We start from the raw sequence: 21,842 nt of genomic DNA, 5'->3' as shown, positions 1-21,842 counted from the left end.
TCGTAAGAAACAATGCAACACTCTGCAAGACCCAGTCCCGGGATCCGCGCCACTACGCTCGACGAGGGAGACAACCTCGGCAGCACGATTGCCGTTCTTTGGCTGAATATCACCTTCCGCAGTTGCAATTGGCGCAACTCGCGACGCTTCGAACAGCGAGCGAGTATTGCCAGCGCATTGGAGGAAGCCCGCGATTCGCTCGCAAAACTCGGCGCCGATGTCACAGTCCACTCCAGCCCCAACGTCTCCGTGTCAGCTGCCATCGAGCAAGCGCTAGTCCATCTGGTGAGAGAAGGCGCGACGAACATCGCCAAGCACGCGACCGAACACCCTTCTGTGACAATCCAGATCGAGGCCATTGAGAACGACGTCCGCCTGGAACTGGCGAACTCGATCGCAGAGACCCCGCGAAATTCTCTCGTTCCGTCATCCGGCTACGGACTCGATCGGCTCCGCGAGCGCGTCTCGCTGCTGGGCGGAGACCTGAGCACGCAGATGGTGGGCGGAACCTGGACACTGACAGCACGCCTTCCAGCCCGCTGATCACCGGCAGCCGTTCGTATCCCTGAGCGATACATCCGGAGGTAGTGCGGACAGCGCCGGACTACGAATGTGAGGAGATCATCCTGGGCTGACCAGGACACTACCTCCAGGAGCAAGAACGAATGATGACGCCGCTCTTCCGACATCGAAGCCTCCCCGACCTCGAAGCGAGACTCGAAGCAATCGATGCGGGCATAGCAGCGCATCCACTCGCCTCCGAGAAGGTCAAGAAGGCGCACCGGATCGTCGAGACCCACGGGGACAGATCTGATGACGAGGTCGCCCAGGAGCTCGCCGTACATGGGCTCCCGACACTCGAAGAGCTCGGCAAGATCCAGCTCGAGCACACGGGAAGCTGGTGGCGCCTGCACCGCTCACGGAACAGGATCATCACGAAGATCGAGAAGCTCAAGAGCTAACACGGACGCCGACGCGACCGATCGAAGCTCCGCTGTTCGTCGTCAATACACCGTCACACAAGAACTCAGCTTGTTGCGGTCGCCGCTGAAACCCAGAGGTACACGACATGTCCTGAGACACTGACGCGGGTTTCCCGAACACGTTGACGTTATCTTCTGAATGGACGTATGCTACCGTGGTAGATACCACAGTTTCCGTACTAGAAATCATAGGTGGTGAGTCTCATGCATGGCGGTGTGATCCTGTTCCGGGGAACCGGAGCCGATGCGCGCCGCTATGTCGAGGCCGACCGCTCTCGCGCCGATGACTACTACCTCGGCGCTGACACGTCCGTCGCGGAGTTCACCGTGCTCGACGGTGCCGGGAACGTGACCGCCGAGCTCGGACTCGAACCAGACGTGTACGCGGGCTGGGTGGACTGGATCAATCCGCTCACCGAGGAGTCGATGGGCAAGCCGCGCCTGCCGGGCGAGGGGCGGCAAGGGTCGCCCAGGTTCGCGGAGATGGTCGTGAACGCGCCGAAATCGCTTTCGATCGCCGCTGCGCTCCACCCGGAGGTCTCCGACGTTCTCGACCGGGCGCAGCAGGACGCCGTGGGTGAGATTCAGCGGTGGCTCGCTCAGCACTCCGTGACCCGTGTCGGGCCGCGCGGGAAGCAGGAGGTGGTGCCCGTTTCGCAGTTGCAGACGGTAGCCGTGTCGCACCGCACCTCGCGGGCGGGTGATCCGCATCGGCATATCCACTTCCAGATCGGCACCCGCGTCTGGGCGGCCGGGAAGTGGCGTGCGCTGGACACCGCGGCGCTGTTCCGGCAGCAGGGCACGATCCGTGCCTTCGGTACGGCTGTGATCGCCGCGCACCCGGAGCTTGCGGAGGTGCTGGATCGTCACGGTCTCACGCTTGATCCGGTGTCGGGTGAGGTGGTCGAGCTCGAGCGGTTCAACGGCGTGATGAGCAAGCGCGGCGAGCAAGTACGCAGGCATCTCGAACGGCTCGAAGCGGAGTGGGAAGCGGCGCATCCGGGCGAGACTGTGGGGCCGGTCATCTCCGCGCGTCTCGCAGCGAAAGCATGGGCGCACGAGCGGCCCGCGAAGAAGCCCACGGCCCTCAGCGAAGAACGGGCATGGGTGACCGAGCTGCGCGACGCCGGCTACGACCCGGCCACGTTGCGCCGGCCCGCCCGTCGTGCGCCGGCGTCGCTGGATGACCTCTCCATGCAGACCGTCGCGAACCGGGCGCTGGATCGTTGCGCTGCAGGTAGTTCGGCGTGGACGCGGCACACGGTGCAGGAGCAAGCGACACGGATCATGACCGAGTACGGCGTGCAGGCGGCACCGGCCGAGATACGCAAGTTCGTGAACATCGCGACCGCGTTGACGATGGAGGATTGCTTCTCGATCCTCCCGCCCGGCGCGCCCACCCCGGAGCATGTGGCGCACCTCACGAGCCTGCGTGTGGTGCAGGCGGAGACGGAGCTGCGCGACCTCATCGCCGCGCGCATCCCGCGACAAGACCCGGAGCACCCTGATGTGCGCAAGTCGGCGCGCAGGCACGGCCTGGACGCCGGGCAAGAGCGCGCCGCCGCCGCGATCGCATCGACCGACCCGCTCGCGGTCGTGGAAGGTGCAGCAGGGAGCGGAAAGACAACGATGCTCGCCGCTGCAATCGAGGTCGCCGCACGACACGGGCGGGCGTCGCGAGTGGTTGCGCCGACGTTGCGCGCCGCGCAGGTCGCGCACGACGAACTCGGCGTACCCGCAACGAGTGTTGCGGCGCTCGTGCACGCGCACGGCTGGCGCTGGAACGCCGATGGCGTATGGACGCGCCTCGCACCGGGAGACATGGACCCGGACACGGGCCGCACCTATCGCGGCCCGGCAGAGGGTGCGCGGCTGGTACGGGGTGAGCGGGTGATCGTGGACGAGGCCGGGATGCTCGACCAAGACACCGCAATCGCGTTGCTCACCGTCACCGCAGAGGCGGGCGCGACCGTCGCGCTCGTCGGGGATCGTGCGCAGCTCGCCGCTGTCGGACGCGGCGGTGTGCTCGACATGGCCGCACAGCTCAGGGGTCGCATCTTCGATATGGCGGAAGTGCACCGCTTCACCGACCCTGCCTATGCCGCGGTCACGGTGCGGATGCGCGATGGACGCGACCCCGGCGAGGTGTTCGATCGGCTCACCGCGCTCGGCCTCGTGCGCCTGCACGCGAGCGACGAGGACGTCCGCGAGCACATCGCCGCACAGCGCCGGGAGAGCGAAGCTGTCACGGTTACGTCCAACGACGAAGCCCGCGCCGTGAACACGCGTGTCCGTGAGGAACGAGTGGCGCGCGGTGAGGTCGACGACCAGCACACCGCGACCGGCAGCGATGGCCTCCCCATCGGTGCCGGGGACGTGATCCAGACGCGCAAGAACAACACCAGCATCGGTGTCACGAACCGGCAGAACTGGATCGTGCAACAGGTCGAGGAGGACGGCACGCTCAGAGTGCGCCAGGCGGGGAGCGGACGCAAGCGGCAGCGCACCGTGCACCTACCCGCCGAGTATGTGGCCGAGCACGCGCACCTGTCGTATGCGGCCACCGCATACGGGGTGCAGGGCGCAACCGTCACCGGGTCGCACACGATCCTCACCGAGACCACCAGCGCCGCAGGCGTCTATGTCGGCATGACCCGCGGCCGTACGCAGAACCTGTTGCACGTCGTCGCCGAGAGCCAGGAGCAGGCGCGGGAGCAGTTCGTCGCGGCGATGGAACGCGACCGCGCCGACCGCGGCCTCACCGACGCGACCGAACGCGCAGCAGACGCCGTGCGCGGGCTCGTGGACGAGGGGCCGGTACGTCTCGTGCAGACCGAGCGGGCACGCCTCACGCAGCTCGTCGAACGCGCAGAGCAGCAGGCGGCCCTGTTTGAGGAAGCGACCGCGCGTTTCGCCACGCAGAAGCAGGCGCATCACGTCGAAGCCGAGGAGCACGCCGAGATTGTGGCCCACGCGAAGGAGCTTGCAGAGCACACCCGCCACACGGTCACGGCCGAGGTAGAGACGCGGGCGCGCGCGGACGGGCAAGAACTTGTGGAAGCTCGGGCGCATCTCGACACCGCCCGAGAGGAGGCGAGGGCGGCGCGGTTCGGGCGCAAGCGCACTGCCAACCGGAACATCGACACTGCGGCGGAGTCGGTCGAGAAGATCGAGCAGCACGTCACCCAGACATGGGGCACCGCACCATCTCTCTTGCGTCCCGTCACCGAGTGGGCGCAGACGATCGCGACGAAGCATGCTGACGCACACCCCGAGGTGAGGGCGGCCGAACAGGCCCTCAGCGACGCCGATACAACGAAGCAGCAGACGGCACAGCGGCAGGCGGCCGAGCGGGATCGCCTCACCGTCCAGGTGTACGGGGCAGAGCAGGCACGGCAAATGCGAGGCACCTTCCGCACCCCCAACCCCCGAGCCGACGCCGAACACGCCAGACGGCGGGTAGCCGAAGCGCGGCGGGTCATCGCGGAGCTGGACGCCCGCCCTATCGCTGAGGCCGCCGAATGGCTCACCCAGCGCCGAGAGCAGCAACGAGCCGAGCGCGAGGCGCTGCAAGCCCGTCAGGAAGCCCTCGCGCGCCGCACCGTCGGGCCAACGAGGACTGGCCCGGATCAGCGGCGAGAAGGGCCGGGGCGCAGCTTGTGATCCGGCCTGGTGAAGCTATAGAGACAGCCCGCCGTGGGGCGCTGGCGGCTCCGGGCGGCGCGTCTGTGTGCCGAACGACTCCGGGGCCGGGTGAGAACGTCGGCGGCGGGCTGCGTCGAGTTCGCGATCCAGCACGTCCGGTGTCCGGGAAATGCCGCGTGCTTGGAAGCTGCGCACTTGCTCGACCGTCAATGCCTCCCCAGGTGGTGTGCCTGCGTCGAGCCGGTGGAGGTTCGGGCGGATCAGCGCGTCGATGCCTGTGTGGTCTTCCACGATGGCGAGGGTGCGGGCGTGGGCGAACACGTCGCCGGGAATCTGCGACCAGTCGATGCCCCATCCGGCGTCGCGGGCGAGCTGGTTGAACAGGATGTGCTGGCTGCGCGTGTTCACGTCGCGGAACGGATGGATCGCCAACCAAGAACTTTTCGATCTGATGCAACAGCCCGTGGTTCCGCGCGATTCCGAGCCTTTGGGTCGCCAAGATCGCGTCTGCTTGCCAGCGTAGCCGTGCAGTGGAGCGCGCTGACGTCCCCGGATGGCGCTCAGCCGCACGATTCCGGGCGATTTCCCGACGGTGCGATCCACGTTTCGAGCCATGTCATCCATCATAGTGTTGTGTTAGATGCAATAATGATGGGATGAGTGAGGATGTGGAGGTGTTGCTGCTTCGACAGCCGGGCGTCGTGCCGTTGCGCGAGGACGCGGCCGTGTTCAGTGGCATGCTCGATGGGTTCTCCCGCCAGCAGGTGAGTCGGGGCCTCGCCAAGCAGACGATCCAGATGCGCCGCTGGCAGGTGGAGCGTTTCCAGCGGTTCGCGGACTCGTACCCGTGGGAATGGCTGCCGGGTGATGTCGAGGACTTCACGACGAGCCTGTTCAGCGGCTCCCGCCCGTTGGCGCGTTCGACGGTGCGGATCTATCACCTGACGTTGCGCGCGTTCTGCGATTTCATCACCGACCAGCGCTACGGCTGGGTGGCGGAGTGTCGGTCTCGGTTCGGGTCGGTGCCGTCGCAGGTGTGCTTCGAGTGGAACACGGTCGCGCACACCGTCGACTTCGAGGGCACATCGGGTCGGCGGCCGCTGGACTACGACGAGCTGGACGCGCTGTTCGCCGTCGCGGACGCCCGCGTAGAGACGCTGAGGCAGCAGGGCCGAAAGGGTGCGCTGGCCGCGCTGCGGGATGCCCAGTTGCTCAAGACGACTTACGCGTGGGGGCTGCGCCGTCGTGAGGTGCTGGGGCTGGATGTGGTCGATCTGCGGACGAACGCGAAGACGCCGCAGTGGGGCCGGTTCGGACTTCTGCACGTACGCCACGGGAAGTCCTCGAAAGGGTCGATCCCCAAGCGCCGGTCGGTGTTGTCGCTGCCGGAGTTCGCGTGGGCGATCGACGGGTTGCGTGTCTACGTCGAACAGGTCCGGGAGAAGTTCAATCCCGGCAGCCATCCGGGGCTCTGGCCGACCGAGCGAGGCACCCGCGTCGGTGACCGTTACCTCGATCGGCGGTTCGCGCTGCTCCGTGACGAGGCCGGGCTGCCGAGCGAGCTGACCCTGCACAGCCTGCGGCACTCGTACGTGACGCATCTGATCGAGCTGGGCTACGCGGAGCAGTTCGTGCAAACCCAGGTCGGGCACGCTTATGCGTCGACGACGGCGATCTACACCTCGGTGACCGATGACTACCGCAACCGCGTCCTGGCGGCGGCGATCGACAAGTTCTACTTTCCGGAAGGAAGCACCTGATGACGACGAAGACGATCACCTGGCGGCTGCGCACGCTGATGGCCGAGCGGGGCATGTTCAAGACCACCGACCTCCTCGAACCACTGAAAGCCGAGGGCGTCGCGCTCTCCCGCGAGCAGGTGTTCCGAATGGTCACGCAGACACCCCAACGACTGAACGTAGAAGTCCTCGCCGCGCTCTGCACGATCCTGGACTGCACCCCTAGCGATCTGCTCGTCCTCGAAGAGGTCGCCGCGCGAAGGGCCGAGGCGACGGGCACGGGCGGGAGGATCGAGGACATCGGTGATCTGCGTCCCGTGCCAGCGCGCGTCCAGCGTCCGAAGCCGTGACGATCCCGCGCGGCACCCCACAGCCGGACGGGGTGTTCGGGCGTCGCGTCGCGGCCGCACTGACCATCAAGGGAGTGATCGCGCCCGACCAGGTCATCATCGACGCAGCCGAGAGGATCGTGCGAGCAGGCGCGCGGAACGGGACGCTGCGACTGCTGACCAGCGAACAGTTCGATCCCCGTGAGCTGCACGCCGAAGCGCTGAGGGAGGTGCAGATGCTGCTGGCGTTCCTCGCCCGCAACGGCGCGATCGGCATCCGGCTCCCTCTTTGCCCGACATGCCGAACCAGGAAGGTCGTCAAGGTCCGCAGCGAGCACGGGCAGCGCGAGTGCTTCCGATGCGCTCAGCGCCGCTCCTACGACGAGTGCCCACAGTGCTTGCGGATGAAGAAGCTCACCGCGACCCACCCCGACGGGCAGCGCGTCTGCCAACGCTGCGGCCCGGACGGCATCCCGACGTTCACCTGCGACGACTGCGGGAAGATCGTCACCACCGTTGGGCGCGTCGACGGGCGAAGGGTTTGCCTGAACTGCCTGCCGCCGCGCCTGCGTCGCTGCGTCTCCTGCGGGCAGCAGAAGAAGATCGCCGCGAACATGCTCCACGGCCCGCACTGCTTCGCCTGTCACAATCGCATCCTCCGCAACGCCGCGCCCTGCCCCGGATGCGGGCAGAAGCGCATCCTCGCGTTTCTCGGCACCGACGACCACCCCTGCTGCGCGGGCTGCGCCGGCCAGCCCGCCCGTTACGCCTGCCGCCGCTGCGGCAGCGAAGAGCACAACTACGGTCGCCTCTGCGGGAAGTGCGTGCTCAGCGACCGCTGCGACGACATCCTCACCGGCCCGGACGGTGAGTTCCTTCCTGCGATGCAGGCACTGCGTGACTACCTGCTCGCGCAGCCTCGCCCGGCCCAGATCATCAAGTGGCTCCGCATGGGACCGAGCACGGCGTTGCTGCGTGACATCGCATCGAGCCGAGCCTCAATCGGCGCGGTGCTCGACGCGCCTCGACCGAGCAAGCCGTTGATCTACCTGCGGACGCTGCTCCTCGACGCCGGTGCCCTGCCCCACGGCACGGCCGCCACGAGGCAGCTGATGGCCTGGGCGACGCAGACCATCACCGAGGCCCCAGCCGAGCATCACCAGATGCTGCGCACCTACACCCGGTGGGTGCTGCTGCGCCGCGCCAGCCGAGACGACTCCGGCGATATCGCTATTGGAGCGGCACGGCACGTCAAAGCGTCCCTGCGCGGCCTGGTGACCTTCCTCATCTGGATCGAAGAACAGCAGACGCCGCTACGGGCTCTCACCCAGGCGCAGGTCGAGGAGTTCATCACCCTTCGCACGGCACGACGATGGCTCCCTCAGTTCCTCACATGGGCCGCCGAACGAGACATCACACCCGACCTCGGCATCGCGACGCTCCCACGCCGGGAGCCCACGATCAGCACCTCCGAAGAACAGCTCGAAGACGTCATCCGCATCCTCGCGACCGATCGCACCATCGCGCTCGATGCCCGCCTCGCATCGCTGCTGATCGCTGTCTACGGGCTTCCGGCCAGCAAGGTTCTTCTCCTGCGCCGCAATCAGCTCCGTGATCAAGACGTCGCCCTCGACCTCCTCATCGGAGACCGCCCACTCGCGCTCCCCGATCCGATCGCGGCCCTCGCCAAGGAGCAACTCGATCTCCTCTCGGAGGCACCGCCCGATGGCTGGCTGTTCCCGGGCCTCCGACCCGGCCAGCCGCGTGACCCGCAGTATCTCCGCCGGCGGCTCCGCCCGCTCGGCGTCACCATCTCCGAGTTGCAGAACACCGCCCGATTCCGCCTCGCGGGCGCGGTCCCAGCCAAAGTCCTCGCGGACACGCTCGACTTCAGCGTTGCAACCTTCGAGAACTACGCCCACCTCTCAGGCAGCACCCGCGGCGACTACCCGGTGCTGCGAGAAACCAGCAGCCGATAGGCCGCCACCGTTGAACTGACAGTCCCCTCCCCGCACGACAGCGGCAGTGAACCTGCGGCGGTTCAGTTCGTCGCTTCGGAAGCTCGGTACTCGTGGGCGAATCCGGTGCGACTGTATAACTAAGGATGGCGGGCGAGGCGCTTCTCGATACCGGCTTGCCGATGAGGATGACGTCTGTTCTGTGTTCGAGTCCGGCGGTCTCGAGCCGGTCGGCATCAACATCATCGATGATGAACAGTTCGGTGCTCCCACTGCGTTGGGATTCGGCGTGAACCCGGGGTGCTTTAAGCCGTGAGACACGACCCGCCGGCTTGGCACGTTGGTCGGGCAACGGCTCATGAACGGTCATCTGTAACACATGCTTTGGTGGGGCCAGCCGCTGCGCTCTCGATGGGCTGCTCTTCAAGCTCAGGCCGACATCAGGTTGCCCCGCCCGCTCCCTTGACAGGCTCACCTACTTAGGACAACCTAACCAGAGAGTTCATCTGCTGTCGCCCGATGGCAGAAGCGACTTCAACTCGTGGAAGGGATCTCCGTCAATGCATCTGGCAAAGGCCACCAACAGGGCTGTGCTCTCCATGTTCGCGATCGCTACAGCATTCGCCTTAGCAACCGCTACCCCTGCGACCGCATCCGAGTTCGATACGTCGGCTAACCCGACCGCCGACGCTGCTGAGGGCGTCATATTCTCGGTTCTCGGTGACGTCGGAGACGGTGTCGGCTCGATTGTTTCAGACGAAGAGCTCGCTCAGCTCGGGATCGAGGTGACCCCCGGTACAGCCTCAAGCGCGCCGACAGTTCAGGCTGAGCCCGCGCCCACCGCGCGAGCAGCCGCGACCAACAACGTACTCTTCCGGTGGAATGACTTCGGTGGTCGGCAAGTTGTGCTGCGGTCCCAGCCGTACGACAAGATCCTCAACAAGCACAACCTGACATACCGCACACCACGCGTAGTCACCCAGAAAGCCACAACGCGAACCCCCGACGGCGGCACATCATGGCGCTACCGACTGGCGGCCAACGAGGTCAAGTGCGACTTCTGGGGGAACAACTGCAAGGTCGTTCGTACGGTCTGGGTGCGCACCATTGTGGATTTCCGTTCGTATCAGGGTGACAAGTACGGAGTGGTGACCGCCTACTGCGAGGGCATCGACGGCAAATGCCCCGATTTTGTGAAGAACGCGCTGAACCAATGACCACGCCAGACCGAGACCCTGCCGACGTCGCGCTCTGGCGCGACGCCGTCCGGGAAACTTCCGCCTTGGAGAACCTCCGCCCGCACGATGGGCTCATCCGGCAGATCCTGCTCGGCCCGGACACGCTCGAGTTCACCCTCATCGGCGGTGAGGTATTCACCACTCCGGCCTCAGCAGATCGGAACGTGATCGCGTCCGCAGCCTCCAAGACACTCGGTCGCAAGATCACTGCCAACCAGGCCGCGGAGTGGGAGCCCCCGGAGCAGACAGTGAACTACTGGTGGGCAGAGACTCTATACAACTTCGGGCTCCTCGCCCCCGAAGGAATCGTCATGAATCCCACAGTCGTGTTCACCCGGATCTGGCGTGAAGGAACGATCGCGAAGATCGAGGCCTACGACGCCCGTCGGACGGCCGTTGCAGAGTTCGATCTCCGTGCAGATCACCCACCGGCGGACACAGTCACCGACGTGCTCGAGGCTCTTCGCGTATAGGCCTGAGAACACCTCTACCGGAACCGCCTGCGGCCATCGCGCCACCGCCCGCGGGGCCACAGCGCAAGAAGCCCTCCTCATCCGACATTAAGCAACGTGAGAACCACGACATTTGTCGCCGCAAATCACAACCCTGCACGTTGGCGAGCCGCCAGAGCGCGTCAGTCACTCGGAAACCACGGGATAGTTCTCACCCGGATAATGCACTTACACCGGTAGTCGTCTCACCCCACACCCATGCCAGCCCGTCGGAGAACGCATCCGCGTCCAGGCCGCGGAGGTGGTCGCGGGCGGCGAGTTCGCCGAAGACGCGCTCGGCCTCGGACACGATGAACGGCGGGCGGCAATGTGCGATGCCCGTGCCGCCGGGGTGCGTGTCGGTGTCGCGGATGTCGCCGCCCCAGGCATACAGGTCGCGCGTCAGGTGCCGGTGGATGGCCTGCAAGTGCGGGAGGTCGAATCGACCGGGGATCGGGTGCTCGGTGAGTTCAACCATGCGCTGATGGATCGCGGCCGTCTCGACGGCTTTCCATCGGTCGTAGTCGGTGATGCCGAGCTTGTTGATCAGAACCAGGCTGTTCGGGTAGCTGTAGCGGTCGGGCACTGGTGCTCCTGCCCGAACGGGTTACTTCTCGGGGAAGCGGTCAAGCGCCGCCGCGATCGCCGCGCGCACCGCTTCATCCGCGGACAGTTCTCCGCGCACTTGACGGCGGGCGATCTCCCGATCCGCGTCGGAGACGACCGCACCGGCCGTGACCTGCCCGGCCTCGACCTCCGCGAGCACGCGCCGGACATGGGCCTCGGACACGGGAGTCTTGAGAGCCATGCGGGGTGCCTCCTTGTGGTTGGCGTTCTCGGGTCAGTTTACGTCGCTCCGCCGACATTCACCGGGAAGCCGGACACGGGGGTGCCGATTCGGCACCGCCAGTGGAAGTGTCACGACTCGCCGGTATCGGTCACGGCATCGGCGAAGAGGGCGAGGAACTTCTCGCGGGGGATCACGATGCGCCGCCCGAGCTTGACGTGCGGGATGGTGCCCTCGTTGATGCTCGTGGTGATCGTGCGCGGATCGACGCCAAGGGCTTCAGCGGCTTCCTTGCGGGTGATGACGAGGCTGCGCCGCTTACGGAGGTCGTCCATATCGAGGGTGCTCTGCCGCATGTCGCACCATCCGTTCGTGTCAGCGCCGAGAAATGTGGTTCCTCCCACCGTAGAGAATCGCACTTGCGCTGTCAAGCATTGCGTTGTAGTTTTCTACTATGGAAACAGAGAGGGTGCGGGGCAACCCCGCAGGCATCACCAACACGCACGTCGCGCAGAACATCCGCACCGCACGCCAAGCGATCGGCATGGACCTACGCACCATGTCCGACGGGCTGAAAGCCGCCGGGCGCAAGCTCTCCACCTCGGGCATCAGCAAACTAGAGGCCGGGGATCGCCGCGTGGACGTGGACGACCTCACCGTGATCGCCTACCTGCTGCGCACCACCCCTGCCGCACTCCTGACCCCGCCCGACGAGCAGACGACCCTGACCGGGGTGCCGGAGGAGTATGAGCCGGAGGAGATCGACCGGTGGATGCGCGGGGAACTCGTGCTGACCGATGAGGGGCTGTTCAACTACTGGCAGCAGGAGTGGGTGATCTGCACCGACCGCATCCACCATCTCGAAACCACCCTCGCGGGCATGACCGCCCCCAGCAAGGACGACCCGGCGAAGCCGAGTGCGCACCCGAAGACCATCGCCGCCTACCAGGAACGCCTGGAGACGGCGCGGGCGCGGGCGCGCGTGATCCAGGAGCGGGGCGTGCAGCTCGACCCGGAGGGGCGTGTGTTCAACGCCGCCGACTACGCCGAGAACTACGCCGACACCCACCGGCCCGGCAAGACCACCGCGAGAAAGACACTGTCATGACCACGAAGCGCCCCGCAGGGCAGAGCGGCGGGGCTGAGAAGCAGCAGCGACGCTCGCGTTCTCGGCAGCCGGGCTCGATCCAGGCCTACGACACCGACACGGGGAAGCGGTGGCGGTTCCAGATCTACGTCCTGAAAGACCCCGAGTACCCCGAGATGGGATCACGGCGGCTGACCCGCTCCGGGTTCACCAGCACCGACGAGGCCAACGATGCCTTGCAGGAGGCGTTGAAGCAGCGGAAGCAGAACGAGAAGTTCGGCAACAAGGTTCCTACCGTGGGCGGCTATGCGGATGAGTGGGCGGCGGGGCTCAAGCTCGCGGCGTCCACGATCACGGGGTACAAGAAGATCATCCGCAACCACATCCGCCCCCAGCTCGGCACGATCCGGCTCGACATGCTCACCGCCACGAGGATCGCCCGACACTACCGCGACCTCGAAGACCACGGCCGCAACGACGAGTACGGCAAAGGACAGCCGCTCTCTGCGAACTCGGTTCACAAGGTGCATGTCGTGCTCGGGGCGATTCTCGACGCGGCGATTGACAACGGGCATCTGACGGTGAACCCGGCGAAGAAGAAGCGCACCGTGAAACCGCCGAAGTCCAGCGAGGTGCGGGCGCAGAAACCCGAGATCGCGACGTGGACGGCCGAGCAGTTGCAAACCTTCCTCACCTGGAACCGCGACACATTGGAAGACGAGCTGTTCCCGCTGTGGAGGCTCATCGCCTACACCGGGATGCGCCGCTCGGAAGCCCTCTCCCTGAAATGGTCGGATATCAACACGAAGACGATGCGAATCAGCATCCGCCGCGCCGTCGATACCGACGACTGGACGAAGACGAAGACCACCAAGACCGGTCAAGCCCGCGTCATCGACGTCGACGCCGAAACCCTCAAGGTGCTCGCCTCCTACAAGGTGGCGCGCGCAGAGGTGTCGTTCGAGCTGGCGAAAGCCGACGCCTACGTCTTTGGCGACGACGACGGGAAGCTCCGCTCACCCGACGCGATGACCAGCCGCTGGGATCGCCGCCTCAAGTGGGCGACCGCGAAGTTCGACTCCCTGCACCGGGTCACGATCAAAGGCCTACGTCACACCCACGCGACCTTGCTGCTCGAACTCGGCGAACACCCCAAGGTCGTGCAGGAGCGGTTGGGGCACTCAACGATCACGACGACGATGAACATCTACTCCCACGTCACCCCGACCATGCAGCGCTCGGCAGTAAACCGCTTCGCCGCCCACCTCGGCTCCTGAGACACAGCGCCTCACGCGCCAGCGCAGAGCTTGCTACTTGCCGTTTGCGGCAGCCCCACCCAGGAAGGCCCCCAATGCGCGCGAGAACTCCTCGGGGGCCTGCACATGCGACTGATGACCCGCCCCGGGAATGATGTGCAGCCGTGCGTCGCGGATGCCCTGCGCGAGCTGCCGGGCTGCCGGCAGGTTCGGGCGATCCTTGGAACCGTACAGCACGAGCGTCGGCACCGATACCGACGCGAGCCGCGCCGAGAAGTCGACCCGGCCCACTGCTCGCAACACGGGGAGCATCACGTCTTTCGCTGCGCCCTGCCTCTCGAACACGGATGACGGAAGCACGCGCATCACCGCCGACTGCACCGCCATGAGCACCCTCGGCGGCTTCACCTGCCCCGCGGCCAACGTCAACGACCGCACACGCGTCGGATGATCCAGCGCGAGTTGCAGCGCGATCATCGCCCCGAGCGACAATCCGCACACATGCGCCTGCTCGATCCCCCAGCGGTCGAGCTCGTCCACCACGTGGGTCGCGGCTCCCTCGAGACCAAGCCCCGAGGCCAGACCCGAGTCAGCTCCGCCGAACACATCGACCGCCACGCCCTCGAAGCCTGATGGTAAGGCGGCGCGCTGCGCATCCCAGACGCCTGGCCCCTCGCCCAAGCCATGCAAGAACACCACGGACTGGACGGAAGACATACCCCTATGTTCTCAGCTCATGCTGACACCGCCATGCGCGGAGGCGTAGGAACATCCCGACTCCGTCGGGGAGGCTTAGCACTTTTTCTAGCACTTTCGCGCGAAACAGCCCCTGACTCGGAGTATAAGACTCCTGGTCAGGGGCTGTTTTCGTTCTGTGCGCGAGGGGGGACTTGAACCCCCACGTCCTTGCGAACACTGGCACCTGAAGCCAGCGCGTCTACCTATTCCGCCACTCGCGCATGTCATGTTCCGAAGAACTCAACCTGAAGAGAATAACACGCACGAACGCCCACTCTGAACACGGCCGTATGCGGCGGCATCCGGCTCGAGACGCCGCTTCTGCGACGAGGCGCCGACCGCGCGCAGGCGCGTCGGGGCAGAATCGGCGCGTCGAGGCGCGGAGCCGCCCGCCCGCGCCACGAAAGGCCAGAAGGACCCGAAAAGGTGCATGTTCAGGCGCCCTCGCTACGATGGGCACACCAGTCTGCATGCCAGAGGAGCCCAGTGGGACTACTTGACAGCTTTGAGAAAGGTCTTGAGCGCGCCGTGAACAGCGCGTTCGCCAAGACCTTCCGCAGCGGCATCCAGCCTGTCGAGATCGCCTCGGCGCTGCGCCGCGAGGCCGACACGAAGGCTGCGATCGTCAGCCGCGACCGCATCCTCACCCCGAACGACTACGTCGTGCGGCTCAGCCCCGACGACACCCAGCGGATGCAGGCGCTCGGCCGCGCCCTGAACGAAGAGCTGCTCGCCCTGCTCTCCAGCCACGCCTCCACGCAGGGCTACAGCTTCGCCGGCCCGCTCGCGATCGCGATCGAGGCCGACGACAAGGTCGCCACCGGCACCGTGCACGTCGACGCCGGCTCCGCCGAGGGCCGGGTGAGCTGGCAAGGCGTCGTCGAGATCGACGGCCGCCGGCATCCGCTCACCGCCGCCCGCACCGTCATCGGCCGAGGGACGGATGCTGACATCACCATCACGGATGCCGGATCCAGCCGCCGCCATGCCGAGATCCTCTGGGACGGCGAGCGCGCCATGCTGCGCGACCTCGGCTCGACCAACGGCACCAAGCTGCATGGCGAGAAGATCCGTGAGGCGGCGCTGCCCACCGACTCCACCTTCACCATCGGGCGCACCGAACTGCACTTCAAGGTGGTTCCGGTGACCACCCCGAGCACGACACCGCGCGGGGGTCTGTCATGAGCGAACTCGTCCTCCTCATCCTGCGCATCGGCTTCCTCGTGATGCTGTGGCTGTTCGTCTTCGGCGTCGTCTACTCGCTGCGCGCCGACCTGTTCGGTGTGCGGGTGCGCAAGCTGCCGGCCGAGCAGGCCGCCGCCCCGGCTCCCGCTCCCGTAGCCGCCAGGCCCCGCTCGGGCAGCGGCGGAGGCGCCGCAGGCCCGGCAACGGCCACCACCGCCACGCGCCTGGTGATCACCTCCGGCCCGAAGGCGGGACTCGAGATCCCGCTCGGTTCCGAACCCATGACGATCGGCCGCTCCAGCGAGTCGGGCCTGGTCATCCGCGACGACTACACCTCCAGCCACCACGCACGCCTCGCCCTGCGCGGCGGCACCTGGACCATCCAGGATCTCGGCTCCACGAACGGCACCTTCCTCGCCGGAGTCCGGCTCTCCGACCGCGCGCAGTCGATCGGCATCGGCACGCCGATCAAGGTCGGCGCCACGACGTTCGAGCTGCGGGCATAACGGCGGCCATGGTCTTCGAGGGCTCGAGCGCCGCGATCTCCCACACCGGGAAGGTCCGCTCCAACAACCAGGACTCCGGATACTCCGGGGCCAACCTCTTCGTCGTCGCTGACGGCATGGGCGGGCACGCCGGCGGTGATGTGGCATCCAGCATCGCCATCGGCCGCATGGAGGGCCTCGACCACACCTACCCGTCCACCGATGACGCGCAGGCGGCGCTGCAGGCGGCCGCCACCACTGCGGCCGGCGACCTCATCCGCGCCGCGAAGGAGCGACCGGAGCTGGCCGGGCTCGGCACCACGCTGAGCGCCATCATCATGGTCGACGACTACGCCGTCATCGGCCACATCGGCGACTCGCGCATCTACCTGTACCGCGACGACGAGCTCACCCAGATCACCGCCGACCACACGTTCGTGCAGCGCCTGGTCGACTCCGGTCGGATCACCCTCGAAGAGGCGCGCTACCACCCCCGCCGCTCCGTGCTGATGCGGGTGCTCAGCGACATGGATATCGCCCCCGACCTGGACATGTTCGTCATGCCCACCCTGCCGGGCGACCGGTGGCTGCTGTGCTCTGACGGCCTCTCCGGCGTCGTCGACGAGGCCCACATCGCCAAGGCCATGCGGGTGGGTCTGCCCCCAGGACGCACGGCCGACAATCTGCTCAAGCAGGCCCTCGACGGCGGCGCCCCCGACAACGTCACGGTTGTCATCGTCGATGTCGGCGGCGCGCACCCGCTCTCGTCCGGCACGGCCACCATCGTCGGTGCCGCCGCGACCCCGAGCGACATTCCGGTGCCGGCGCCCGCACCCCGCCCGTCGCTCACCGGCTGGCTGCACCCCGTGCGCCAGGCCGCGAACGAGCCCACCCACTTCGAGCCGGCAGCCGCCTACCTCGACGAGCTCATCGAAGAAGACCAGCGCCGCGGGCGCCGTCGCCGCATCGGCTGGATCGCCGCGCTGCTGGCCGGTCTGCTGCTGCTCGCCGGCGCGGGCTGGCTCGGCTACCAGTGGACCCAGACGCGCTACTACGTCGGCGCCGACGAGGACAGCGTCGTGATCTTCCGTGGCGTGCAGCAGAGCCTCGGCCCGATCTCGCTCTCGACCGAGGTCGAAGACACCGGCATCCTGCTCGCCGACCTCGCCCCGTACCAGCGCTCGTCGGTCGAGCGCACGATCAACGCGCGCTCGCTCGCCGACGCCCAGGCGATCACCGAACGTCTCGCGGCCAACGCGCACGCGCCGCTGCCCGACATCACCCCCACCCCGACGCCCACGCCGACCGGAACGGGGGAGCCGACACCATGACCGCCGTCTCCGCAGACACCAGCGTCGTCACGGCGCTGCGCAAGATCCGCACCCCCCAGAAGCAGCGCAACCGCGAGTTCTGGCTGCTGCTGTTCGCCGTCGCGATCTCGGCCGCTGCCCTCACGCTCGTGCAGCTGGGCGCCCTGGGCGCCATCGACCCGATGATCTTCGTGATCGGCGGCATCCTCGCCGCCCTCGCCTTCGCGCTGCATGTTGTGCTGCGCGTGGTGGCATCCGACGCCGACCCCTTCGTTGTGCCGATCGCGACGCTGCTCACCGGTCTCGGCATCGCGATGATCTACCGGATCGACATCGCCAAGGGCCTGACCGGATGGGATGCCTTCTCGAGCAAGCAGCTCGCGTGGACGGGCATCTCAATCGCCGGGGCCATCGCGGTGGTCATCCTGCTGCGCAACTACCGCGTGCTCTACCGCTTCACCTACATCTTCGGCCTGGTCGGCATCGTGCTGCTGCTGCTGCCGTTCGTGCCCGGCCTTCGCATCGCCGACGCGAACGCGCAGGTGTGGGTGTCGCTGGGCGGGTTCATCTCGTTCCAGCCGGGTGAGCTGGCGAAGATCTGCCTGGCGATCTTCTTCGCCGGCTACCTCGTGCGCACCCGCGAGAGCCTGTCGTCGGTGGGCAAGAAGTTCCTGGGCATCACTTGGCCGCGCATGCGCGAGCTCGGGCCGGTCGTGGTGGTGTGGCTGATCTCGCTCGGCATCATCGTCACCCAGCGCGACCTCGGCACCGGAACCCTCATCTTCGGCATGTTCGTCGCCATGCTCTACGTCGCCACGGGCAAGACCAGCTGGGTACTCATCGGTCTGGGCATGGTCGCCGCCGGTGTCGCCGTCGCGACCCAGGTGCTCAGCTACGTGCAGGGCCGCTTCACGAACTGGCTGTTCCTGTTCGACGCCGACAAGGTCGACCCGCAGAACGCCGGCTACCAGCCCATGCAGGGTCTGTTCGGTCTGGCGCACGGTGGTCTCATCGGCACCGGCTGGGGTCAGGGTCGCCCGCAGATCACGCCCCTCGCGCACAGCGACTACATCATCACCAGCCTCGGTGAAGAGCTGGGGATCGTCGGCCTGTTCGCCATCCTCTGCCTGTACATGGTGTTCATCAGCCGCGGCCTTCGCATCGGCCTCGCCGGGCAGGACGACTTCGGCAAGCTGCTCGCGGTCGGCCTGTCGTTCACGCTCGCGTTGCAGGTGTTCATCATGGTCGGCGGCGTCACCCGGGTGATCCCGCTGACGGGTCTGACCACGCCGTTCCTCGCGGCCGGTGGGTCGTCGCTGATCGCCAACTGGCTCATCGTCGCCCTGCTGTTGCGGATCAGCGACGGCGTGCGCCGCCAGCCGAGGACGGTGATCGGATGACCAAGGAGCTGCGCCGGCTGAGCATCGTGATGCTCGCCATGTTCTTGTCGCTGTTCATCGCGACCAGCTGGATTCAGGTGGTCGCCGCCGACACGCTCGCCCAGAACCGGTACAACAAGCGCACCCAGCTGGACAGCTACGAGATCCAGCGCGGGTCGATCATCGTCGACGGCACGGCGATCGCGACGTCGGTACCCGCCGACGACATGTACCAGTACCAGCGCGTGTATCAGGATGCCGCGATGTGGGCCCCCGTGACGGGATACTTCAACCCCGCCCTGCAGTCCTCGACCGGCATCGAGAACGCCATGAACGCCGACCTCTCGGGCACCGGATCGAACGCGTTCTTCGGCGAGATCGAGCGCATCCTCTCCGGGCAGCCGCAGCAGGGCCTGAGCGTCGAGCTCACCCTGGACCCGGCCGCGCAGAAGGCAGCATGGGATGCCCTGCAGGGCCTGCAGGGTGCCGTCGTGGCGATCGAGCCGGCGACCGGACGCGTGCTGGCGATGGCATCCACTCCCGGTTTCGACACCAACGAGCTGGCCTCGCACGACGCGACGGCGGTGAACGCCGCACACGACCGGCTCTCCGACGATCCGACCAACCCGCTGTACAACCGCGCGATCGCCGGCAACCTGAACCCTCCCGGCTCGACGTTCAAGATCGTCGTCGCCGCGGCCGCCCTCGCCAGCGGTGAGTGGACCATGGACAGTGAGCTGCCCAACCCGGCGCGCTATACGCTGCCCGGCACCTCGACCTCGATCTCGAACGCCTCGGGCACGACGTGCGGCGGCGGCGGCAAGACGACGACCATCGCGCAGGCGCTCGAACTGAGCTGCAACATCCCGATGGCCGAGCTCGCGGTCGAACTGGGCGACAAGGCGATCCGCGAGACGGCCGAGAAGTTCGGCTTCAACGCGGATCTCTCCATTCCGCTGGCGGTCACCCCGTCGAGCTACCCGTCGTCGCTCAACGAGCCCGAGACGGCCCTGACCGGTTTCGGTCAGGGGCAGGTCACCGCGACGCCCCTGCAGATGGCGATGGTGGCCGCGGGGATCGCGAACGACGGCGTGGTCATGACGCCCCGCATGGTCGACCGGGTGATCGGCGACGACTTCGCCGTGCACCACGAGTACGAAGACACCGTGTACCAGCAGGTGTTGGATGCCGCGGATGCCGATGCGATCACCCAGGCGCTGGTCTCCGGGGTCCAGTCCGGGGCGGCGACGGGTGCAAGAATAGACGGGGTCGACGTCGCCGGGAAGACCGGAACAGCGCAGAACGGCGACAGTCGTCCATACACGCTGTGGTTCACAGGTTCCGCCCCCGCGGATAACCCGCAGGTGGCGGTGGCAGTCGTCGTCGAAGACGGCGGTGGTAAGGGTCAATCAGGCAGCGGTAACGGCATTGCCGCACCGATTGCGAAGAAGGTCATAGAGGCGGTGCTGGGCAGATGAGGCCGACGCAGGGTGTGTCGTTCGGTGGTCGCTACGAGCTGCAGTCGCGGATCGCGATCGGCGGCATGGGCGAGGTGTGGGAGGCGACGGATCACGTCATCGGACGCACCGTCGCCATCAAGATCCTCAAGGACGAGTACATGGGCGACCCTGGCTTCCTCGAGCGCTTCCGCGCCGAGGCCAGGCACGCCGCGCTCGTCAACCACGAGGGCATCGCGAGCGTGTTCGACTACGGCGAGGAGAACGGCTCCGCCTACCTCGTGATGGAGCTCGTGCCCGGTGAGGCGCTGTCGACCATCATCGAGCGTGACGGCCCCCTCAGCGCCGACAAGACCCTCGACATCGTCGCGCAGACGGCATCCGCCCTGCAGGCCGCGCACGCGGCGGGTCTCGTGCACCGCGACATCAAGCCGGGCAACCTGCTGATCACGCCCGACGGCCGCGTGAAGATCACCGACTTCGGCATCGCCCGCATCGCCGACCAGGTGCCGCTGACGGCTACCGGTCAGGTGATGGGCACCGTGCAGTACCTCTCTCCCGAGCAGGCGTCGGGGCACGCGGCATCGCCCGCGACCGACATCTACTCGCTCGGCATCGTCGCCTACGAGTGCCTCGCGGGCAAGCGTCCGTTCACGGGCGAGTCGCAGGTCGCGATCGCCATGGCGCAGATCAACGAGCAGCCTCCGCCGCTGCCGGCGACCGTGCCCATCCCGGTGCAGAACCTCGTGATGGCGATGATCGCCAAGAAGCCCGCCGACCGTCCCTCGTCGGCAGCGACCGTGGCACGCGCCGCGCAGGCCCTGCGTCGGGGCGACCTGAACTCCGCCGCCATCGCGGTGCCGGCCATCGCGACCGGCAACCCCGCCGACGACGCCACGCGCGTGCTCGGTGTGGGCGATGACTCCACCCGCGTCCTGGCCACGACCGCGCAGCTTCCGGCTGCTGGCGAGGCGGCCGCGGCCGAAGAGGACAAGAAGAAGAAGCGCAGCCCGTGGACGTGGCCGCTGATCGCCCTCATCGTGCTGCTGCTGCTGGTGATCGGCGGCACCGTGCGGGCGCTGTTCGCGAACCAGGGTGAGCCCGACCCGGTCGAGACGACCACGAGCCAGGCGCCCACCCCGGAAGAGACCGAATCCGAGACGCCGACGCCCGAACCCGAGCTCATCGACGTCTCAGCACTCGGCCTTGAGGGCATGACGTGTGACGAGGCGACGGCAACGCTGACGGATGAGGGCCTCAAGGCGAACTGCGTCGCGGGCGATGCGGCGAGCGACAGCAAGCAGGTGGGCCAGATCTATCGGGTGAACCCCTCTGGCAACGTCGAAGAGGGCACCACGATCACGCTGACCACCTACTCCGACCAGACCGCGATCGGCAAGCCCAGCGGCACGCCGAGCTTGGCTGGCGAGCCCGTCGAGGGACAGGCGATCACGCTGTCGTGGCCCAACTTCGAGTGCCCCTCGGGAACGGGCTCGCGCACCTCGTTCGAGGTGACACTGACGAATGCCACGTTTGACGATCCAGAAGAACCCGGTCAGTCGATCCTGAGTTTTGGGCCCGGTGTGCTCTCGACGAAGATCATCCCTGGCACGGCCGGCCAGCAGGTCAGCGCGACCTACCGCGCGTTCTGCGGTGAGCGCCCGTCCGAGCAGTCGGATGCGATGCCCGGCGCCGTCATCCTGCCCGCCGTGCCCAACGGGGAGACCGGCGGCGACGGTTCCGACGGGTAATCTTGACGTCGTACCGGTCATACG

General features: G+C 67.0%; 21 protein-coding genes and 1 tRNA gene. 16 read left to right on the top strand and 6 right to left on the bottom strand.

The window, feature by feature from the left end; genetic code table 11:
* The first annotated feature begins 12 nt into the window (after positions 1–12).
* From WDU93_RS13760 to mobF, 3 genes are all read left to right on the top strand, one after another.
* Positions 13–543: a sensor histidine kinase gene (locus tag WDU93_RS13760; protein ID WP_337321622.1), complete on the top strand. Its 531-nt coding sequence runs from the start codon at positions 13–15 to the stop codon at positions 541–543.
* 125 nt (positions 544–668) lie between these two features.
* A complete protein-coding gene (locus WDU93_RS13755; protein ID WP_337321620.1) occupies positions 669–962 on the top strand; it encodes a hypothetical protein in 294 nt (97 codons plus the stop codon).
* Between the two features lie 213 nt (positions 963–1,175).
* Positions 1,176–4,646 carry a MobF family relaxase gene (mobF, locus tag WDU93_RS13750; protein ID WP_337321619.1) on the top strand — a complete coding sequence of 1,157 codons (3,471 nt, stop codon included), beginning with the start codon at positions 1,176–1,178 and terminating at the stop codon, positions 4,644–4,646.
* A 15-nt stretch (positions 4,647–4,661) separates the two neighbouring features.
* Here mobF and WDU93_RS13745 read toward each other — a convergent pair whose 3' ends face one another.
* The gene (locus tag WDU93_RS13745; protein ID WP_337321617.1) at positions 4,662–5,243 is read right to left on the bottom strand and encodes a hypothetical protein; all 582 of its coding nucleotides are present in this window, start codon (positions 5,241–5,243) and stop codon (positions 4,662–4,664) included.
* 41 nt (positions 5,244–5,284) lie between these two features.
* Between WDU93_RS13745 and WDU93_RS13740 the strand changes: the two genes are divergently transcribed.
* From WDU93_RS13740 to WDU93_RS13720, 5 genes are all read left to right on the top strand, one after another.
* Entirely contained in the window at positions 5,285–6,388 is a 1,104-nt protein-coding gene (locus WDU93_RS13740; RefSeq protein WP_337321615.1) for a tyrosine-type recombinase/integrase, read from the top strand.
* Complete coding sequence (locus WDU93_RS13735) at positions 6,388–6,717, top strand: helix-turn-helix domain-containing protein (protein ID WP_337321613.1); 330 nt, start codon at positions 6,388–6,390, stop codon at positions 6,715–6,717. Before WDU93_RS13740 ends, WDU93_RS13735 begins: the two co-directional genes overlap by 1 nt.
* A complete protein-coding gene (locus WDU93_RS13730) occupies positions 6,714–8,675 on the top strand; it encodes a variable surface family protein (protein WP_337321611.1) in 1,962 nt (653 codons plus the stop codon). Before WDU93_RS13735 ends, WDU93_RS13730 begins: the two co-directional genes overlap by 4 nt.
* A gap of 539 nt (positions 8,676–9,214) precedes the next feature.
* On the top strand, positions 9,215–9,871 hold the full coding sequence (locus WDU93_RS13725; RefSeq protein ID WP_337321609.1) for a hypothetical protein: 657 nt from the start codon (positions 9,215–9,217) through the stop codon (positions 9,869–9,871).
* 65 nt (positions 9,872–9,936) lie between these two features.
* Positions 9,937–10,365: a hypothetical protein gene (locus WDU93_RS13720; RefSeq protein ID WP_337321606.1), complete on the top strand. Its 429-nt coding sequence runs from the start codon at positions 9,937–9,939 to the stop codon at positions 10,363–10,365.
* A gap of 190 nt (positions 10,366–10,555) precedes the next feature.
* On the opposite strand, the gene WDU93_RS13715 is transcribed toward WDU93_RS13720, so the two are convergent.
* From WDU93_RS13715 to WDU93_RS13705, 3 genes are all read right to left on the bottom strand, one after another.
* Entirely contained in the window at positions 10,556–10,969 is a 414-nt protein-coding gene (locus WDU93_RS13715) for a Fic/DOC family protein (protein ID WP_337321604.1), read from the bottom strand.
* Between the two features lie 21 nt (positions 10,970–10,990).
* Entirely contained in the window at positions 10,991–11,191 is a 201-nt protein-coding gene (locus WDU93_RS13710) for a hypothetical protein (protein WP_337321601.1), read from the bottom strand.
* Between the two features lie 110 nt (positions 11,192–11,301).
* Positions 11,302–11,526, bottom strand: coding sequence for a helix-turn-helix domain-containing protein (locus WDU93_RS13705; protein WP_248539278.1), 225 nt, complete (start codon positions 11,524–11,526; stop codon positions 11,302–11,304).
* Positions 11,527–11,624: 98 nt separating this feature from the next.
* Here WDU93_RS13705 and WDU93_RS13700 point away from each other — a divergent pair, with 98 nt between their 5' ends.
* The gene (locus WDU93_RS13700; RefSeq protein ID WP_337321595.1) at positions 11,625–12,278 is read left to right on the top strand and encodes a helix-turn-helix domain-containing protein; all 654 of its coding nucleotides are present in this window, start codon (positions 11,625–11,627) and stop codon (positions 12,276–12,278) included.
* Positions 12,275–13,534 carry a tyrosine-type recombinase/integrase gene (locus tag WDU93_RS13695; protein ID WP_337321592.1) on the top strand — a complete coding sequence of 420 codons (1,260 nt, stop codon included), beginning with the start codon at positions 12,275–12,277 and terminating at the stop codon, positions 13,532–13,534. Before WDU93_RS13700 ends, WDU93_RS13695 begins: the two co-directional genes overlap by 4 nt.
* 33 nt (positions 13,535–13,567) lie before the next feature.
* Here the strand turns inward: WDU93_RS13695 and WDU93_RS13690 are convergent, their stop codons facing one another.
* Together WDU93_RS13690 and WDU93_RS13685 are read right to left on the bottom strand one after the other, a co-directional pair.
* Positions 13,568–14,230, bottom strand: coding sequence for an alpha/beta fold hydrolase (locus tag WDU93_RS13690; RefSeq protein WP_337321590.1), 663 nt, complete (start codon positions 14,228–14,230; stop codon positions 13,568–13,570).
* Between the two features lie 158 nt (positions 14,231–14,388).
* A tRNA-Leu gene (locus WDU93_RS13685) sits at positions 14,389–14,472 on the bottom strand.
* Positions 14,473–14,737: 265 nt separating this feature from the next.
* On the opposite strand from WDU93_RS13685, the gene WDU93_RS13680 reads away from it, so the two are divergent.
* Genes WDU93_RS13680 through WDU93_RS13655 form a run of 6 tightly spaced genes read left to right on the top strand, consistent with a single transcriptional unit; the run spans position 14,738 to position 21,818 of the window.
* The gene (locus tag WDU93_RS13680) at positions 14,738–15,436 is read left to right on the top strand and encodes a DUF3662 and FHA domain-containing protein (protein ID WP_337321588.1); all 699 of its coding nucleotides are present in this window, start codon (positions 14,738–14,740) and stop codon (positions 15,434–15,436) included.
* Entirely contained in the window at positions 15,433–15,942 is a 510-nt protein-coding gene (locus tag WDU93_RS13675; RefSeq protein ID WP_337321586.1) for an FHA domain-containing protein FhaB/FipA, read from the top strand. Before WDU93_RS13680 ends, WDU93_RS13675 begins: the two co-directional genes overlap by 4 nt.
* Before the next feature lie 8 nt (positions 15,943–15,950).
* Complete coding sequence (locus WDU93_RS13670) at positions 15,951–17,252, top strand: PP2C family protein-serine/threonine phosphatase (RefSeq protein ID WP_337321584.1); 1,302 nt, start codon at positions 15,951–15,953, stop codon at positions 17,250–17,252.
* On the top strand, positions 17,249–18,631 hold the full coding sequence (locus WDU93_RS13665; protein WP_337321582.1) for an FtsW/RodA/SpoVE family cell cycle protein: 1,383 nt from the start codon (positions 17,249–17,251) through the stop codon (positions 18,629–18,631). The genes WDU93_RS13670 and WDU93_RS13665 overlap by 4 nt, the downstream gene beginning before the upstream one ends.
* Positions 18,628–20,088 (top strand): peptidoglycan D,D-transpeptidase FtsI family protein, encoded by a 1,461-nt coding sequence (locus WDU93_RS13660; protein WP_337321580.1) that lies wholly within the window; start codon positions 18,628–18,630, stop codon positions 20,086–20,088. Before WDU93_RS13665 ends, WDU93_RS13660 begins: the two co-directional genes overlap by 4 nt.
* Positions 20,085–21,818: a protein kinase domain-containing protein gene (locus WDU93_RS13655; RefSeq protein WP_337321578.1), complete on the top strand. Its 1,734-nt coding sequence runs from the start codon at positions 20,085–20,087 to the stop codon at positions 21,816–21,818. The genes WDU93_RS13660 and WDU93_RS13655 overlap by 4 nt, the downstream gene beginning before the upstream one ends.
* The last annotated feature ends 24 nt before the right edge of the window (positions 21,819–21,842 follow it).

This window comes from Microbacterium istanbulense, assembly GCF_037204145.1.
Lineage (GTDB): Bacteria > Actinomycetota > Actinomycetes > Actinomycetales > Microbacteriaceae > Microbacterium > Microbacterium istanbulense.
Note: the sequence above shows the minus strand (reverse complement) of the source record. Positions and strands in the feature narration are given on the sequence as shown.

Excerpts from the sequence above, each read along its gene's own strand:
- WDU93_RS13655 (WP_337321578.1), top strand. The coding sequence starts at position 20,085 with ATGAGGCCGACGCAGGGTGTGTCGTTCGGTGGTCGCTACGAGCTGCAG.
- WDU93_RS13700 (WP_337321595.1), top strand. The coding sequence starts at position 11,625 with ATGGAAACAGAGAGGGTGCGGGGCAACCCCGCAGGCATCACCAACACG.
- WDU93_RS13745 (WP_337321617.1), bottom strand. The coding sequence starts at position 5,243 with ATGGCTCGAAACGTGGATCGCACCGTCGGGAAATCGCCCGGAATCGTG.
- WDU93_RS13760 (WP_337321622.1), top strand. The coding sequence starts at position 13 with ATGCAACACTCTGCAAGACCCAGTCCCGGGATCCGCGCCACTACGCTC.
- WDU93_RS13690 (WP_337321590.1), bottom strand. The coding sequence starts at position 14,230 with ATGTCTTCCGTCCAGTCCGTGGTGTTCTTGCATGGCTTGGGCGAGGGG.
- WDU93_RS13695 (WP_337321592.1), top strand. The coding sequence starts at position 12,275 with ATGACCACGAAGCGCCCCGCAGGGCAGAGCGGCGGGGCTGAGAAGCAG.
- WDU93_RS13705 (WP_248539278.1), bottom strand. The coding sequence starts at position 11,526 with ATGCGGCAGAGCACCCTCGATATGGACGACCTCCGTAAGCGGCGCAGC.
- WDU93_RS13725 (WP_337321609.1), top strand. The coding sequence starts at position 9,215 with ATGCATCTGGCAAAGGCCACCAACAGGGCTGTGCTCTCCATGTTCGCG.
- WDU93_RS13670 (WP_337321584.1), top strand. The coding sequence starts at position 15,951 with ATGGTCTTCGAGGGCTCGAGCGCCGCGATCTCCCACACCGGGAAGGTC.
- WDU93_RS13665 (WP_337321582.1), top strand. The coding sequence starts at position 17,249 with ATGACCGCCGTCTCCGCAGACACCAGCGTCGTCACGGCGCTGCGCAAG.
- WDU93_RS13740 (WP_337321615.1), top strand. The coding sequence starts at position 5,285 with ATGAGTGAGGATGTGGAGGTGTTGCTGCTTCGACAGCCGGGCGTCGTG.
- WDU93_RS13660 (WP_337321580.1), top strand. The coding sequence starts at position 18,628 with ATGACCAAGGAGCTGCGCCGGCTGAGCATCGTGATGCTCGCCATGTTC.
- WDU93_RS13675 (WP_337321586.1), top strand. The coding sequence starts at position 15,433 with ATGAGCGAACTCGTCCTCCTCATCCTGCGCATCGGCTTCCTCGTGATG.
- WDU93_RS13735 (WP_337321613.1), top strand. The coding sequence starts at position 6,388 with ATGACGACGAAGACGATCACCTGGCGGCTGCGCACGCTGATGGCCGAG.
- WDU93_RS13755 (WP_337321620.1), top strand. The coding sequence starts at position 669 with ATGACGCCGCTCTTCCGACATCGAAGCCTCCCCGACCTCGAAGCGAGA.
- WDU93_RS13710 (WP_337321601.1), bottom strand. The coding sequence starts at position 11,191 with ATGGCTCTCAAGACTCCCGTGTCCGAGGCCCATGTCCGGCGCGTGCTC.